The organism is Streptomyces sp. G7(2002), from assembly GCF_028870195.1.
Taxonomy (GTDB): domain Bacteria; phylum Actinomycetota; class Actinomycetes; order Streptomycetales; family Streptomycetaceae; genus Streptomyces; species Streptomyces nigrescens.
The window spans coordinates 8,044,086-8,059,306 of the sequence record NZ_CP102609.1; the positions used below are offsets into that span (position 1 = coordinate 8,044,086).

At 72.1% G+C, this 15,221-nt stretch carries 13 protein-coding genes and 1 tRNA gene; 10 read left to right on the top strand and 4 right to left on the bottom strand.

Annotated features, from left to right (window positions below):
- Positions 1 to 80 precede the first annotated feature (80 nt).
- The gene (locus NUT86_RS34495) at positions 81 to 2,522 is read right to left on the bottom strand and encodes a Tex family protein (RefSeq protein WP_274739260.1); all 2,442 of its coding nucleotides are present in this window, start codon (positions 2,520 to 2,522) and stop codon (positions 81 to 83) included.
- Between the two features lie 244 nt (positions 2,523 to 2,766).
- Positions 2,767 to 3,636: an SCO6745 family protein gene (locus NUT86_RS34500; protein ID WP_274739261.1), complete on the bottom strand. Its 870-nt coding sequence runs from the start codon at positions 3,634 to 3,636 to the stop codon at positions 2,767 to 2,769.
- Between the two features lie 143 nt (positions 3,637 to 3,779).
- Here NUT86_RS34500 and NUT86_RS34505 point away from each other — a divergent pair, with 143 nt between their 5' ends.
- Both NUT86_RS34505 and NUT86_RS34510 read left to right on the top strand, forming a co-directional pair.
- Positions 3,780 to 4,751, top strand: coding sequence for a GlxA family transcriptional regulator (locus NUT86_RS34505; protein WP_274739263.1), 972 nt, complete (start codon positions 3,780 to 3,782; stop codon positions 4,749 to 4,751).
- A 62-nt stretch (positions 4,752 to 4,813) separates the two neighbouring features.
- Entirely contained in the window at positions 4,814 to 5,458 is a 645-nt protein-coding gene (locus tag NUT86_RS34510) for a DJ-1/PfpI family protein (RefSeq protein ID WP_018090616.1), read from the top strand.
- A 36-nt stretch (positions 5,459 to 5,494) separates the two neighbouring features.
- Here NUT86_RS34510 and NUT86_RS34515 read toward each other — a convergent pair whose 3' ends face one another.
- Positions 5,495 to 6,265 (bottom strand): enoyl-CoA hydratase/isomerase family protein, encoded by a 771-nt coding sequence (locus NUT86_RS34515; RefSeq protein ID WP_018090617.1) that lies wholly within the window; start codon positions 6,263 to 6,265, stop codon positions 5,495 to 5,497.
- A gap of 54 nt (positions 6,266 to 6,319) precedes the next feature.
- On the opposite strand from NUT86_RS34515, the gene NUT86_RS34520 reads away from it, so the two are divergent.
- The 3 genes from NUT86_RS34520 (at position 6,320) to NUT86_RS34530 (ending at position 8,849) form a co-directional block, all read left to right on the top strand.
- On the top strand, positions 6,320 to 7,963 hold the full coding sequence (locus NUT86_RS34520; RefSeq protein WP_109894468.1) for an ABC-F family ATP-binding cassette domain-containing protein: 1,644 nt from the start codon (positions 6,320 to 6,322) through the stop codon (positions 7,961 to 7,963).
- A gap of 86 nt (positions 7,964 to 8,049) precedes the next feature.
- A tRNA-Met gene (locus tag NUT86_RS34525) sits at positions 8,050 to 8,123 on the top strand.
- A gap of 234 nt (positions 8,124 to 8,357) precedes the next feature.
- Entirely contained in the window at positions 8,358 to 8,849 is a 492-nt protein-coding gene (locus tag NUT86_RS34530; protein ID WP_274739266.1) for an ATP-binding protein, read from the top strand.
- Here the strand turns inward: NUT86_RS34530 and idi are convergent.
- Positions 8,824 to 9,435: an isopentenyl-diphosphate Delta-isomerase gene (gene idi / locus NUT86_RS34535; RefSeq protein WP_018090620.1), complete on the bottom strand. Its 612-nt coding sequence runs from the start codon at positions 9,433 to 9,435 to the stop codon at positions 8,824 to 8,826. The genes NUT86_RS34530 and idi overlap by 26 nt on opposite strands.
- A gap of 547 nt (positions 9,436 to 9,982) precedes the next feature.
- Here idi and NUT86_RS34540 point away from each other — a divergent pair.
- The 5 genes from NUT86_RS34540 to NUT86_RS34560 are packed head-to-tail and all read left to right on the top strand — an operon-like array spanning position 9,983 to position 15,215.
- The gene (locus tag NUT86_RS34540; RefSeq protein WP_159488872.1) at positions 9,983 to 11,788 is read left to right on the top strand and encodes a DUF5941 domain-containing protein; all 1,806 of its coding nucleotides are present in this window, start codon (positions 9,983 to 9,985) and stop codon (positions 11,786 to 11,788) included.
- Complete coding sequence (locus NUT86_RS34545; RefSeq protein WP_018090622.1) at positions 11,785 to 12,522, top strand: phosphocholine cytidylyltransferase family protein; 738 nt, start codon at positions 11,785 to 11,787, stop codon at positions 12,520 to 12,522. Before NUT86_RS34540 ends, NUT86_RS34545 begins: the two co-directional genes overlap by 4 nt.
- A complete protein-coding gene (locus NUT86_RS34550) occupies positions 12,510 to 13,571 on the top strand; it encodes an iron-containing alcohol dehydrogenase family protein (RefSeq protein ID WP_018090623.1) in 1,062 nt (353 codons plus the stop codon). The genes NUT86_RS34545 and NUT86_RS34550 overlap by 13 nt, the downstream gene beginning before the upstream one ends.
- Complete coding sequence (locus NUT86_RS34555; RefSeq protein WP_051104169.1) at positions 13,549 to 14,328, top strand: CDP-alcohol phosphatidyltransferase family protein; 780 nt, start codon at positions 13,549 to 13,551, stop codon at positions 14,326 to 14,328. The genes NUT86_RS34550 and NUT86_RS34555 overlap by 23 nt, the downstream gene beginning before the upstream one ends.
- 14 nt (positions 14,329 to 14,342) lie before the next feature.
- Positions 14,343 to 15,215 carry a glycosyltransferase family 2 protein gene (locus tag NUT86_RS34560; RefSeq protein ID WP_018090625.1) on the top strand — a complete coding sequence of 291 codons (873 nt, stop codon included), beginning with the start codon at positions 14,343 to 14,345 and terminating at the stop codon, positions 15,213 to 15,215.
- The last annotated feature ends 6 nt before the right edge of the window (positions 15,216 to 15,221 follow it).

Consider the following 15,221-nt stretch of genomic DNA (forward strand, 5'->3'; position numbering starts at 1 on the left):
GAGGCGAACGAGGCGCGTGACGGCCGCGATCCGGCGGCAGCGGGAGCGGTCCCGCTGCCGCCGGATCGCCGGCACCTGACTCAGCGGCCGCCGCGGTCCTTGCCCAGGAGTCCGGCCCGCCGCAGGGCGTCCGCCATCGCGTCGTTGGCCGGCCCGGCGTCGCGGCCGCCCCGGCGGTCCCCGCCGCGCGGACCGCCGCCGCCCTGCCGCTGCCGCGGCGCGCCGCCCCGGCCGCCCTCGCGCGCTCCGCCGCCGTTGCCGCCCCGGCGCTCGCCGCCACCGCGCCGCTCACCGCCGCCCGCCGACGCGCCCTTGCCGTGCTCGTCGTCCAGCCGCAGCGTCAGCGAGATCCGCTTCCGTGGAATGTCGACATCGAGCACCTTGACCCGCACGATGTCGCCCGGCTTCACCACGTCCCGCGGGTCCTTGACGAAGCTCTTCGACATCGCCGAGACATGGACCAGACCGTCCTGATGGACGCCCACATCCACGAACGCCCCGAAGGCGGCGACATTGGTCACCACGCCTTCCAGGAGCATCCCCGGCTGCAGATCACCGATCTTCTCCACGCCCTCCTTGAAGGTCGCGGTCTTGAAGACCGGGCGCGGGTCGCGGCCCGGCTTCTCCAGCTCCTGCAGGATGTCGCTCACCGTCGGCAGACCGAAGGAGTCATCGACGAATTCCGCGGCCTTCAGGGAGCGCAGCACCGTCGTGTTGCCGATCAGCGAACCGACCTCGGTACCCGCCGACTTCACCATCCGGCGCACCACCGGATACGCCTCGGGGTGCACGCTGGAGGCGTCCAGAGGGTCGTCGCCGCCCCGGATCCGCAGGAAGCCCGCGCACTGCTCGTACGCCTTCGGGCCGAGCCGCGCCACGTCCTTGAGGGCCTTGCGGGAGCGGAACGGGCCGTTGCTGTCCCGGTGCGCCACGATGTTCTCGGCGAGGCCGGAGCCGATGCCGGAGACCCGCGAAAGCAGCGGCGCCGACGCGGTGTTGACGTCCACCCCGACACCGTTCACACAGTCCTCGACCACCGCGTCCAGCGAACGCGACAGCTTCACCTCGGACAGATCGTGCTGGTACTGGCCCACACCGATCGACTTCGGGTCGATCTTGACCAGCTCGGCCAGCGGGTCCTGCAGCCGGCGGGCGATGGACACCGCGCCACGCAGCGACACATCCATGTCGGGCAGCTCCTGCGAGGCGAACGCGGAGGCGGAGTAGACCGAGGCACCGGCCTCGGACACCATCACCTTCGTCAGCTTCAGCTCCGGCTGGGCGGCGATCAGATCGGCCGCCAGCTTGTCGGTCTCGCGGGACGCGGTGCCGTTGCCGATCGCGATCAGCTCGACGTCGTGCTCGCGGGCCAGCTTCGCCAGCGTGGCCAGCGAGGCGTCCCACTTCTGCTGCGGCACATGGGGGTAGATGGTCTCCGTGGCGGCCACCTTGCCGGTCGCCTCCACGACGGCGACCTTCACGCCCGTACGGAAACCGGGGTCCAGGCCCATCGTGGCGCGCGTACCGGCGGGCGCCGCCAGCAGCAGATCGCGCAGATTCGACGCGAAGACCCGTACCGCCTCGTCCTCGGCGGCCTGCCGCAGCCGCAGCCGCAGATCGATCCCGAGGTGCACCTGGACGCGGGTGCGCCAGGCCCAGCGGACGGTGTCCTGCAGCCACTTGTCGGCCGGGCGGCCCCGGTCGGCGATGCCGAAGCGGTGCGCGATGGACTGCTCGTAGGAGCTCGGACCCCCGGTGGCCGCCGACGGGTCCTCCGGCTCCAGGGTGAGATCGAGGATCTCCTCCTTCTCGCCGCGGAACATCGCCAGCACCCGGTGCGAGGGAAGCTCGGTGAACGGCTCGGCGAAGTCGAAGTAGTCGGCGAACTTCGCGCCGTCCTCCTCCTTGCCCTCGCGCACCTTCGCCGCCACCCGCCCGCGCGACCACATCCGTTCGCGCAGCTCACCGATCAGATCCGCGTCCTCGCCGAACCGCTCGGTCAGGATGGCCCGCGCGCCCTCCAGGGCGGCGGCCGGATCGGCGACGCCCTTGCCGTCGTCCACGAACGCCGCGGCCGCCGCGGCCGGTTCCACCGACGGATCGCTCAGCAGCCCGTCGGCGAGCGGCTCCAGGCCCGCCTCCCGCGCGATCTGTGCCTTGGTACGCCGCTTGGGCTTGAACGGGAGGTAGATGTCCTCCAGCCGCGCCTTGGATTCGGCGCCGCGGATCTGCGCCTCCAAGGCGGCGTCCAGCTTGCCCTGGGACCGTACGGACTCCAGGATCGCACCCCGCCGCTCCTCCAGCTCCCGCAGATAGCGCAGCCGTTCCTCGAGCGAGCGCAGCTGCGCATCGTCGAGCATCTCGGTGGCTTCCTTGCGGTAGCGCGCGATGAACGGGACGGTCGAGCCCCCGTCGAGCAGTTCGACCGCGGCCTTCACCTGCCGCTCCTTGACGCCGAGCTCCCCGGCGATCCTCGCTTCGATGGTCCCGAGGGCCCCGATGGGCTCAGTGGATGCCGTCACGTTGATCCAGACCCGCCTTCCAGCGCTTGCTTGAGCCTGCATTGTGCCGGGTGGCGGGCCGGGCTGTCGCGCCGCCCAGCCGCCGGGGTGTCCCTGAAGTGCCCTCGTCCGCCCGGAAGCCGGGAGGGGCGCGGCGGACACCCCTGGCGCCGGGGCGCGCGACCGTCTACGCACACCCCGGCGCCCGCGGTGCGTCACTCCCCGGGGGAGTCCCGCGCACCGGAAGGCGTCACCACGCGCCGGATCACTTGCCGAACAGCGCCGCGGGGAACGCCCCGGCGTTCATGGCGGCGGTGGTGAAGCCGGTCGCCAGCTCGGTGAGCCGGGCCACGCCCTCGGCGCCCAGGTGCTCGTACGGGGCCCGGTCCAGCCGGTCGGTCTTCCGCTCCAGCTCCTTGCGCAGCAGGATTCCGGCCTCGGTCAGCTCGCCCGCTTCGTCCAGGAGCCCGCGCGAGCGCAGCCGCTCCTGCGCGTCCTGCCAGTCCTCCTCCGACCAGCCACGGGTCGCCAGGACGCCCTTGTGGCTCATGCCCCGGCCGCTGGCGGTGTGGGTGACCAGCGCCTCCAGCCCGTCCAGTTCGGCGTCCAGCAGCGCTATCAGGTGGCCGTCGCCGCGGTGTTCGCGCAGCAGCGTCGCCGCGTGCCAGTAGGCCAGGTGCGGGGCCTCTGGCACCGGCAGATCGGCGTGCGCGGCGTACAGCGGCCGGGCCCGGCGGGTGCAGGCCTCGGCGGCGCGCAGCGCCAGCTCCGCCGCCTCCGCCATCTCCGGCGACTCGACGGCCTCGGGGCCGAGGAGCCGGCGCAGCGTGGCGTCCGTGGCACGCAGCCGGGCGTCCAGCACGTCCTGCGGCGTGGTGACCGTCCAGACGTGCGGGACGTGCTGGGCGATGAGCTCGTGCTTGAAGTTGTAGAAGGTGGCCGTGATGGTGCCGGGGCCCACGGCGCCCATGGCCGCGCCACGACAGGCGAAGTAGGCGGCGCTGCGGTTGTCGAGGCCGAGCTTCGCCATCTCCTCGGACAGCTCCGGCGCGAAGTAGTGCGTGGAGTGGAAGGGGTTGACGACGTTGTGGCAGGTGCGGCCGGCCTTCTCGGGCAGTGCACTGGAAGAGGTCATGGAGGCAGGGTACCGACCCGTCGGTATGGGCTGATTCCAGGGGCCCCGGACGTCGGCCGTCCGGACGCCACCGTCTTTCGATGGCAGGAAAGGTGGGTTTTCCGTCATTGCCGCCATCACCCCCGCTGGCCAGGATGGACGGTATGGAACAGCGCGATGTGCTCGTCGTTCTCTTCGACGGTGTGCAGGCCCTTGATGTCTGCGGACCGGTCGACGTCTTCAACGGTGCGGCCCAGGCGATGCCGGGCGCCTACCGGATCCGCACCGCCAGTCTTGACGGCGCCCCGGTCCGCACGACCAGCGGGCTGACGCTCGTTCCCGACCTCGCCCTCACCGCCGCCGCGGCGCCGCACACCCTGCTGGTCCCCGGCGGCCAGGGCACCCGTACCCCCGACCCCCGGCTGATCGACTGGCTGCGCGACCACGCCCCCCGCGCCCGCCGGAAGGTCTCGGTGTGCAGCGGAGCGCTGCTGCTGGCCGAGGCCGGGCTGCTGGACGGCCGCCGGGCGACCACACACTGGATGCTCTGCGGCACCCTCGCCGAGCGCTTCCCCGCGGTCCGGGTCGAACCCGAGCCGATCTACGTACGGGACGGCGACCTGGCCACCTCCGCGGGCGTGACGGCCGGTATCGACCTGGCGCTGGCCCTGGTGGAGGAGGACCTCGGCCGGGACCTCGCGCTGACCATCGCCCGGCACCTGGTCGTCTTTCTGCGGCGGCCGGGCAACCAGACCCAGTTCAGTGCCCAGCTCGCCGCCCAGACCGCACAGCGCCGGCCGCTGCGCGACGTCCAGCAGTGGATCACCGAGCACCCGGAGGCGGACCTCTCCGTCGACGCCCTCGCCGAGCGCGCGAGGCTCTCCCCGCGGCACTTCGCCCGGGCGTTCCGAGAGGAGACCGGCATGACACCGGGTCGCTATGTCGACCGGGTCCGGCTGGAGGCCGCCCGCCGGCGCCTGGAGGACACCGTCGACGGCATCGAGCAGGTGGCGCGCCGCTGCGGCTACGGCACCCCCGAGGCGATGCGCCGCGCCTTCCTCCGCGTCCTGGGCGCCTCCCCGGCCGAATACCGCCGCCGCTTCCAGCCCGCCGGCCCACCCGTACCCACCGCCTGAACCGCGCCGGCCGCCACGTACCCACGGCGCCGGCACCACCCACCGACGACAGGAATCCGGACATGCAGCTCGCGATCCTTCTCTACGACCGCTTCACCACGCTGGACGCCATCGGCCCCTACGACACCCTCAGCCGGCTGCCGGGAGCGGAGGCGGTGTTCGTCGGCGAGCGCACCGGCCCGTACCGCAGCGACCTCGGGTCGCTCGGGCTGGTCGCCGACGCCACGCTCGCCGAGGTCACCGCGCCGGACATCCTCGTCGTGCCCGGCGGCCCGGGGCAGCTCGCGCACATGACGGACGGCCCGCTGCAGGAGTGGATCCGCGCCGTGGACGCCCACACCACCTGGACCACCTCGGTGTGCACCGGCTCGCTGATCCTCGGCGCCGCCGGTCTCCTCAAGGGGCGCCGGGCGACGTCCCACTGGCTGGCACTGGACCAGCTGCCCGGCCTCGGCGCCGAGCCGACCGGGGAGCGGGTCGTCTTCGACGGCAAGTACGTCACGGCGGCCGGCGTCTCGGCCGGTATCGACATGGGACTGACGCTGGCCGGCCGGATCGCCGGGGACACCGCGGCGCAGACGATCCAGCTCGGCATCGAGTACGACCCCCGGCCGCCCTACGACGCGGGCTCCCCGGACAAGGCCCCGGCCGAGGTCGTCGCGGCGCTGCGGGGGCTCAGCCGCTTCGTGCTGACGGGCGAGGAGTAGGGGCGGGCCGGCCGCCGCCACCCCTGGCCCGCGGCCTCAGCCCGTGGGCCAGGTGAAGCGCGGCGCCCTGCGCTCCAGGAAGGCGGCGGCACCCTCCGCGGTGTCGCCGCTCGCGCGCGCCTGAGCGGCCCAGTACGCGCCGCGCTCCTCGGCCTCGGCAGGCGGTACGTCCCAGGTCCCGTTGGCCAGTTCCTTCGCCGCGGTCTGGGTCAGCAGCGACCGGCTCGCGAGAACGGCGGAGAACTCCGCCACCCGCTTGCCCAGCGCGCCCTCGGCCAGCACCTCGTCCACCAGGCCGGTCCGCAGCGCCCGCGCACAGTCGATCAACTCCCCGGAGAACAACAGGTACTTGGCGGCGGAGAGCCCTACCAGCCGGACCAGCCGCCGGGTCGCGGACGCCGGATAGGCCACCGCGAGCTTGGCCGGTGTCACCCCGAACAGCGCGCCCTCCTCCGCGAACCGCAGATCACAGGCGGCCGCCAACTGGGCGCCGCCCCCCACGCAGTAGCCGCGTATCGCCGCCAGCGTCGGCCCGGGGAACGCCGCCAGCGCCTCCTCGGCCGCCACCGCCAGGCCCTGCGACTCGGCGGCCCCCTCGCGCAGCGCCCCGATGTCGGCGCCCGCGCAGAAGGTCCCGCCCTCGCCGGTCAGCACCAGCGACCGGACGGCGCGATCGCCCGCCAGCCGCTCCAGCAGCGGCGGCAGATCCCGCCACATCTGCACCGTCATCGCATTCCGCTTGCCGGTATTGCTGATGGTGACGGTCGCTGTGCCGTCGCTGACATGCGTCTTCAGACCGGGTTCCATGCCCCGGATATTAGAGCGACCGCCGGGACCCGGCCGGATACGATCGGCGGTCTGATGTCAGCAACTCTCGTCGCCAAAGACCTCGCCGCCGGCCACGGCGAGCGCGTCCTGTTCTCCGGCCTCGATCTGGTCGTCGCCCCCGGGGATGTGATCGGCCTCGTCGGCGCCAACGGGGCGGGCAAGTCCACGCTGCTGCGCCTGCTGGCCGGCCTGGACACCCCGGAGGAGGGCACCCTCGCCCTCGGCCCGCCCACCGCCACCGTCGGCCATCTCCCCCAGGAGCCCGACCGCCGTCCCGGAGAGACCGTACGGGCCTTCCTCGCCCGTCGTACCGGCGTCACCGACGCCCAGCTCGCCCTGGACACCGCCACCCAGGCGCTGGTCGAGGAGCAGCCCGGCGCGGACGACGCCTACGCCACCGCGCTGGAGCGCTGGCTGTCACTGGGCGCCGCCGACCTCGACGAGCGCGCCGAGGAGACCGCGGCCCAGCTCGGCCTGACCATCGGCCTCGACCAGCCGATGACCACGCTCTCAGGCGGCCAGGCCGCCCGCGCCTCGCTCGCCTCCCTGCTGCTGTCCCGCTACGACATCTTCCTGCTGGACGAGCCGACCAACGACCTCGACCTGGACGGCCTCGGCCGGCTGGAATCCTTCGTCACCGGGCTGCGCGCGGGCACCGTCCTGGTCAGCCACGACCGCGAGTTCCTGACCCGCACGGTCACCCGCGTCGTCGAACTCGACCTGGCCCAGCAGCAGGTCAACACCTACGGCGGCGGCTACACCTCCTACCTGGAGGAGCGCGAGCGGGCCCGGCGCCATGCGCGGGAGCAGTACGAGGAATACGCCGACACCAAGGCCGCTCTGGAGACCCGCGCGCACACCCAGCGCAACTGGATGGAGAAGGGCGTCAAGAACGCCCGCCGCAAGGCCCCGGACAACGACAAGATCGGCCGCAAGGCCCGGGTGGAGGCCACCGAGAAGCAGGCCGCCAAGGCCAAGCAGACCCAGCGCCTGATCGAGCGTCTCGATGTCGTCGAGGAGCCGCGCAAGGAGTGGGAGCTGCGGATGGAGATCGCCGCCGCGCCCCGGGCCGGCGCGGTCGTGGCCACGCTGCGCGGTGCCGGCTTGCGGCGCGGCGACTTCCGCTTCGGCCCGGTGGACCTGCAGATCGACTGGGCGGACCGGGTCGCCATCACCGGCCCCAACGGCTCCGGCAAGTCCACTCTGCTCGCCGCCCTCCTCGGCCGGCTCCCGCTGGACGCCGGGCAGGCGTCGCTCGGCCCCGGGGTGGTGGTCGGCGAGGTCGACCAGGCACGCGGGCTGTTCTTCGGCGACGATCCGCTGATGGACGCCTTCCGGGCCTCCGTACCGGATCTGTCGCCCGCCGATGTGCGCACCCTGCTCGCGAAGTTCGGGCTGAAGGCGTCGCATGTGCTGCGCCCGGCGCGCACGCTTTCGCCGGGGGAGCGGACCCGGGCCGCTCTGGCCCTCCTCCAGGGCCGCGGGGTCAACCTCCTCGTCCTGGACGAGCCGACCAACCATCTCGACCTGCCCGCCATCGAACAGCTGGAGTCCGCGCTCGCCTCCTATCCGGGCACCCTGCTGCTGGTCACACACGACCGCCGGATGCTCGACGCGGTGCACACCACCCGCCGTATCGAGGTCGACGGCGGACGGATCACCGACCGGGCGGTGTGAGGACACCGGGACCGGCGGCCCGCGGCACCCGTCGTGATTATCGATTTGGCCCTGGGGCCGCCGACCCGTACTGTGGTGTTCACCGACGCGGGGTGGAGCAGCTCGGTAGCTCGCTGGGCTCATAACCCAGAGGTCGCAGGTTCAAATCCTGTCCCCGCTACTGAAGACAGAACAGCAGGTCCGGTGCTCAGGCACCGGGCCTGCTGTTCTTCGTGGCCCCGCGGACCGTACGGCGGTCCCTGCGCGGCAGCCCGCGAACGCGGCACAAAGGGAACAGGTCCGGTCTCCGGGCCGCGCCAACCACTCGGAATCGGCCATAAGTCGTCGATAGGTGCTGACTTATGTTCAGCAGGCCGGTCCGGACCAATGCATTCCCAACACTCTTCCTGTGAGGATGCCTTCCGGACCCCCTGCAGAACCCCCCGAAGAGCTGACCTCCCCGCTCGCGTACGAAGGTGTCTGGCGGTTCACCGCCCCGGCACTGGAAGCCTCGGTGCCGCAGGCACGGCACGCGGTCCGGGATCTGCTCGCCGAACAGTGTGTGCCCGTCGCCGCCGCGATCATGGACGGCCTGCTGCTCATCGTCTCCGAACTCGTCACCAACGCCGTCCGGCACGCCGCCCTGCTCTCGCCCCAGATCGCCGTACAGCTCACCCTCGGGGCGAACTGGCTACGGGTCGCGGTCGAGGACGACCACCCCTACCGCCCCAAGGCACTGGAGGCGGATCAGGGTGATCTCGGCGGCCGCGGACTGTGGCTGGTCAAAACGCTCACCGCGGAGGTGGGCGGCAAATGCGGGGTGGAGCACACGGGGAACGGCGGCAAGGCCATCTGGGCCGAGCTGCCGCTCACCCCGCCGGTTACCAGCCCGCCGCTCCTCCTGTGAGCTCGCGCACCGCCGGCCGCGCCGCATCCAGCACGGTCATGAACCATGCGGAGAACGGTGCCTCGGCATGCCGCTCGGCCAGCTCCTCCGGCGTCACGAAGGCCGTCTCGCCGATCTCCTCGGGGTCGGGCGCCGGCTCGGCCCGCACCAGCCCGACGAACAGGTGGTTGTACTCCTGCTCGACGAGGCCGGACGCCGGGTCGGGGTGGTTGTAGCGGACCGTGCCGGCCTCGGCCAGCAGCGAGGGCGCCAGGCCCAGCTCCTCCGCGGTCCGGCGGGCGGCGGCCGCGAACGGCGCCTCGCCGGGGTACGGATGTCCGCAGCAGGTGTTGGACCACACACCGGGGGAGTGGTACTTCCCCAGCGCCCGGCGCTGCAGCAGCAGCCGGCCCTTCTCGTCGAAGAGGAAGACCGAGAAGGCCCGGTGCAACTGCCCGGGGGGCTGGTGGGCCGCGAGCTTCTCCGCGGTGCCGATCGTCGTACCGTCCTCGTCGACCAGCTCCAGCATGATCGGTTCGGCGGTGCCGCCCGGTGTGCTCACCGCCGGGTCCCCGGCGGTCTGTCCGTTGGCAGGTGTGATCGGCATGCCCATCCTTGTCGTCGGTCTTCGACGCCAAGTCTGCCCTAGCCGGGTCCGCATCACCGGCACAGTGGGTGCGCGGCGCCACATGCCAGCGCGCCGGTCAGCGAGCGCGCCCGCCGTGAGATGGTCCACACCCGCCGTCGCGCGCTCCGTCCCCGACGCGGCGGGTGCCGCGCGGCGCGGTGCCGGAACCGGTGGACGGCGACCGCCCCCGGACCTGGGATGGCTCTCACCACACCGGCACCGGCACAACCCGCCCGCCCCGTGACCAGCCCTCTCATAACCGGCACCGGATCGGGTCCCGGGCTCCCCGGCCAGTTGTTCATGCACCGCCCGATCCACCATGATGATCGCGGCAGGCGCAGCCGTCGGTCACTCGATCGTGCGGTGAATGCGCGGTGAACGGCCGCATCCGGCGATCCGATAGCCTCTGCCGACGTGCCACCCGGCCCTCCCAGGGGCGAGGTGTGCCACGCCCGCTGCCCGGGTAGTTCGTATCGAATGCGGACCGACCGGCGCTGCCTTGTCAGCATCCAAGGAGTGAGTTCGTCTGTCGACCGCCATCCTCACCGGTCCGCCGGTCGCCGGGTCGCCGCTCGAAGCCGACCTGCGCACGCTGGGTTTTGACGTCCGTACGGCGAACGATCCCGCGGCCGCCGCCGAGCTGATCAACGCGGTGCCCGCCCAGGAGCGGATCGCCGTCGTCGACCCCCGCTTCGTCGGCCATCTGCACGCCCTGCGGCTGGCGCTGACCGACCCCCGCTTCCCGGCCGCGGCCGTGCCCGGCGCGCTCACCGCGCAGCCCGCGGCCCGCGCCGCGCTCGCCCGCGCGGTCGGCAGGATCCCGGTCGGCGCCGGCACCGCCCACCTCACGGACGTCCTCACCGACACCCTCACCGAGTCCCTGGACCGTGACGAGGCCGGTCTGCACCGCGTCGAGCTGGGCAGCCTGGTCGCCACCGTCGCGCTCACCCCGGCGCAGCGCGAGGACGCACGGGAGGCCGTCGCGGCCGTCGACGACGAGGCCGTACGGCTGCGCACCGCCGTGAAGTCCCGCGACGGCTTCTTCACGACCTACGCCATCAGCCCGTACTCCCGCTACCTCGCCCGCTGGTGCGCGCGGCGCGGGCTCACCCCCAACCAGGTCACCACCGCGTCGCTGCTCACCGCGCTGATCGCGGCCGGCTGCGCGGCCACCGGAACCCGTGGCGGCTTCGTCGCCGCCGGCTTCCTGCTGCTGTTCTCCTTCGTCCTGGACTGCACCGACGGGCAGCTCGCCCGCTACTCCCTGCAGTACTCGACGATGGGCGCCTGGCTCGACGCCACCTTCGACCGGGCCAAGGAGTACGCGTACTACGCGGGCCTCGCCCTGGGCGCGGCCCGTGGCGGGGACGACGTCTGGGCGCTGGCGCTCGGCGCGATGGTCCTGATGACCTGCCGCCATGTCGTCGACTTCTCCTTCAACGAGGCGAACCACGACGCCACGGCCAACACCAGCCCCACCGCCGCCCTCTCCGGCAAGCTCGACAGCGTCGGCTGGACGGTCTGGGTGCGCCGGATGATCGTGCTGCCGATCGGTGAACGCTGGGCCATGATCGCGGTGCTCACCGCGCTGACCACCCCGCGCATCGTCTTCTACGCCCTGCTCATCGGCTGTGCGCTGGCCGCCTGCTACACCACCGCCGGCCGGGTGCTGCGCTCGCTGACCCGCCGGGCCCGGCGCACCGACCGCGCCGCCCAGGCACTGGCCGACCTCGCCGACTCCGGGCCGCTCGCCGAGCTGATCGCCCGCGGCGCCCGGGGCCGCGGCCGGACCGGGTCCTTCCTGGCACCCGTCATGGCATTTCTCTCAGCCGCCGTGCTGCTGGTCTGGGTGCTCGCCGAGGACGACCCCACGTCCTGGCTCACCGTCGGCGTCGCCTTCTGCTCCGCGCTGCTGGCCGGCGCGGCCGTGTCCCGGCCGCTCAAGGGCGCCCTCGACTGGCTGGTTCCGCCCTTCTTCCGGGCCGGTGAGTACGTCACCATCCTGGTGCTGGCCGCCCGCGCGGACGTCCCCGGAGCGCTGCCCGCGGCGTACGGGCTGGTCGCGGCGGTCGCCTACCATCACTACGACACGGTCTACCGCATCCGTGGCGGCACCGGAGCCCCGCCGCGGTGGCTGGTCCGGGCGACCGGCGGACATGAGGGACGGATCCTCGTGATCACCGTCCTCGCCGCCGCGCTGTCCCCCTCAGGTTTCACAATCGCGCTGACGGCCCTTGCTGTGGCCCTGGCGCTGCTGGTGCTCATCGAGAGCATCCGCTTCTGGGTGTCCTCCCAAGCACCCGCCGTACACGATGAAGGAGAACCCGCATGATCGGCCTCGTGCTGGCTGCCGGCGCCGGACGGCGTCTGCGCCCCTACACCGACACCCTGCCCAAGGCTCTGGTGCCGGTCGACGGGGACACGACCATCCTCGACCTGACCCTCGGTAACTTCGCCGAGATCGGCCTGACCGAGGTCGCGATCATCGTCGGCTACCGCAAGGAAGCCGTCTACGAGCGCAAGGAGGCCCTGGAGCAGAAGTACGGCCTCAAGCTCACCCTCATCGACAACGACAAGGCCGAGGAGTGGAACAACGCCTACTCCCTGTGGTGCGGCCGTGACGCCATCAAGCACGATGTGATCCTCGCCAACGGCGACACCGTGCACCCGGTCTCCGTCGAGAAGACCCTGCTCGCCGCCCGCGGCAACGGCCAGAAGATCATCCTCGCGCTGGACACCGTCAAGCAGCTCGCCGACGAGGAGATGAAGGTCATCGTGGACCCCGCCAAGGGCGTCCAGAAGATCACCAAGCTGATGGACCCGGCCGAGGCGACCGGTGAGTACATCGGCGTCACCCTCATCGAGGGTTCGGCGGCCGAGGAGCTGGCCGACGCCCTGAAGACCACCTTCGAGCGGGACCCCGACCTCTACTACGAGGACGGCTACCAGGAGCTCGTCAACCGCGGCTTCAAGGTGGACGTGGCCCCGATCGGCGACGTCAAGTGGGTCGAGATCGACAACCACGACGACCTGGCGAAGGGCCGTGACATCGCATGCCAGTACTGACCCGCCTCATCCCGTCCCCGGTCGTCGTTGACATCAACGCCGGCGCCCTGGACGACCTGGCGGGCCTGCTGGCCGATCAGCGCATCTCCGCGTCCGGCAAGCTCGCCATCGCGATCAGCGGCGGCTCGGGGGCGCGGCTGCGCGAGCGGCTGGCCCCCGCGCTGCCCGGCGCCGAGTGGTACGAGGTCGGCGGCGGCACCCTGGACGACGCGATCAAGCTTGCCGACGCCATGAAGAAGGGGCACTACGACGCGGTCGTGGGCCTGGGCGGCGGCAAGATCATCGACTGTGCCAAGTTCGCCGCCGCGCGGATCGGCCTGCCGCTGGTCGCCGTCGCGACGAACCTGTCGCACGACGGTCTGTGCTCGCCGGTCGCCACTCTGGACAACGACGCGGGCCGCGGCTCCTACGGTGTGCCGAACCCGATCGCCGTGGTGATCGACCTCGACATCATCCGTGAGGCCCCGGTCCGGTTCGTCCGCTCCGGCATCGGCGATGCGATCTCCAACATCTCCGCGGTCGCGGACTGGGAGCTCGCCCACCGTGAGACCGGAGAGACGATCGACGGACTGGCCGCCGCCATGGCGCGCCAGGCCGGCGAGGCCGTGCTCCGGCACCCGGGCGGCGTCGGCGACGACTCCTTCCTCCAGGTGCTCGCCGAGGGTCTGGTCCTCACCGGCATCTCGATGTCGGTGGCCGGCGACAGCCGCCCGGCGTCCGGCGCCTGCCACGAGATCAACCATGCGCTCGACATCCTCTTCCCCAAGCGCGCGGCGAGCCACGGCGAGCAGTGCGGCCTCGGCGCCGCCTTCGCCACGCATCTGCGCGGGGACAAGGAGACCCGGGACCTGATGGTCGAGGTGCTGCGCCGGCACGGTCTGCCGGTCACGCCGGGCGAGATCGGCTTCACCGACGAGGAGTTCGTCCAGGCCGTCGAGTACGCGCCCAAGACCCGCCCGGGGCGCTACACCATCCTGGAGCACCTCGACCTGTCCACCGACCAGATCAGGGACGCTTACGCCGACTATGCACAAGCCGTCAGTAGCTGAACTCCGCCCGGTCGTGCACCCCGAGGGTGTCAAGGACCGGCGCAGCGGTGAGCACTGGGGCGGTCGCCTCTACATGCGCGAGATCTCCTTGCGCATCGACCGGCACCTGGTGAACACGAAGGTCACGCCCAACCAGCTGACCTACCTGATGACCGTCTTCGGCGTCCTCGCCGCCCCGGCACTGCTGGTGCCGGGGATCGCGGGCGCCGTGCTCGGCGTGCTGATGGTCCAGCTGTACCTGCTGCTCGACTGTGTCGACGGTGAGGTCGCCCGCTGGAAGAAGCAGTTCTCGCTCGGCGGTGTGTACCTGGACCGGGTCGGCGCCTACCTGTGCGACGCCGCGGTCCTGGTCGGCTTCGGCCTGCGCGCCGCCGACCTGTGGGGCTCCGGCAGGATCGACTGGCTGTGGGCCTTCCTCGGCACCCTCGCCGCCCTCGGCGCCATCCTGATCAAGGCCGAGACCGACCTCGTCGGCGTGGCCCGGCACCAGGGCGGGCTGCCGCCGGTCAAGGAGGCGGCGTCCGAGCCGCGGTCCTCCGGAATGGCGCTGGCCCGTAAGGCGGCCGGGGCGCTGAAGTTCCACCGGCTCATCCTCGGTATCGAGGCGTCCCTGCTGATCCTGGTTCTGGCGGTCCTGGACACCATCCGGGGCGACCTGTTCTTCTCCCGTCTCGGCGTCGCAGTGCTCGCCGGCATCGCGCTCGTCCAGACCCTGCTCCACCTCGTGTCCATCCTCGCCTCAAGCAGGCTCAAGTGACGGGGGCGTCCCGAATGCGACTCGGTGCGGTTGTCCTGACCATGGGCAACCGCCCCGAGGAGCTGCGCGCGCTGCTGGACTCGGTCGCCAAGCAGAACGGCGACCCGATCGAGATCGTCGTGGTCGGCAACGGTTCGCCGCTGCCCGAGCTCCCCGACGGCGTACGGACCGTCGAGCTGCCGGAGAACGTCGGCATCCCGGCCGGCCGCAATGTCGGCATCGAGGCCTTCGGCCCCGGTGGCAGTGACGTCGACGGTCTGCTCTTCCTCGACGACGACGGGCTCCTGGCCAGGGAGGACACCGCCGAGCTGTGCCGCGAGGCCTTCGCCGCCGACCCCGAGCTGGGCATCATCAGCTTCCGGATCGCGGACCCGGACACCGGCGAGACCCAGCGCCGGCACGTCCCGCGGCTGCGTGCCTCGGACCCGATGCGGTCGTCGCGGGTCACCACCTTCCTCGGTGGTGCGAACGCGGTCCGTACGCATGTCTTCGAGGAGGTCGGCGGGCTGCCCGACGACTTCTTCTACGCCCACGAGGAGACCGACCTGGCCTGGCGGGCACTGGACGCGGGCTGGCAGATCGACTACCGGTCGGACATGGTCCTCTTCCACCCGACGACGGCACCGGCCCGGCATGCGGTCTACCACCGGATGGTGGCCCGTAACCGTGTGTGGCTGGCCCGCCGCAACCTGCCCGCCCCGCTGGTTCCGGTCTATCTCGGTGTCTGGCTCCTGCTCACCCTCGCCCGCCGGCCGTCGCGACCGGCACTGCGGGCCTGGCTGGGCGGCTTCAAGGAGGGCTGGGTCACGCCGTGCGGCCCCAGGCGCCCCATGAAGTGGGCTACCGTTTGGCGACTGACCCGACTGGGCCGCCCTCCCGTCATCTGACAAGCT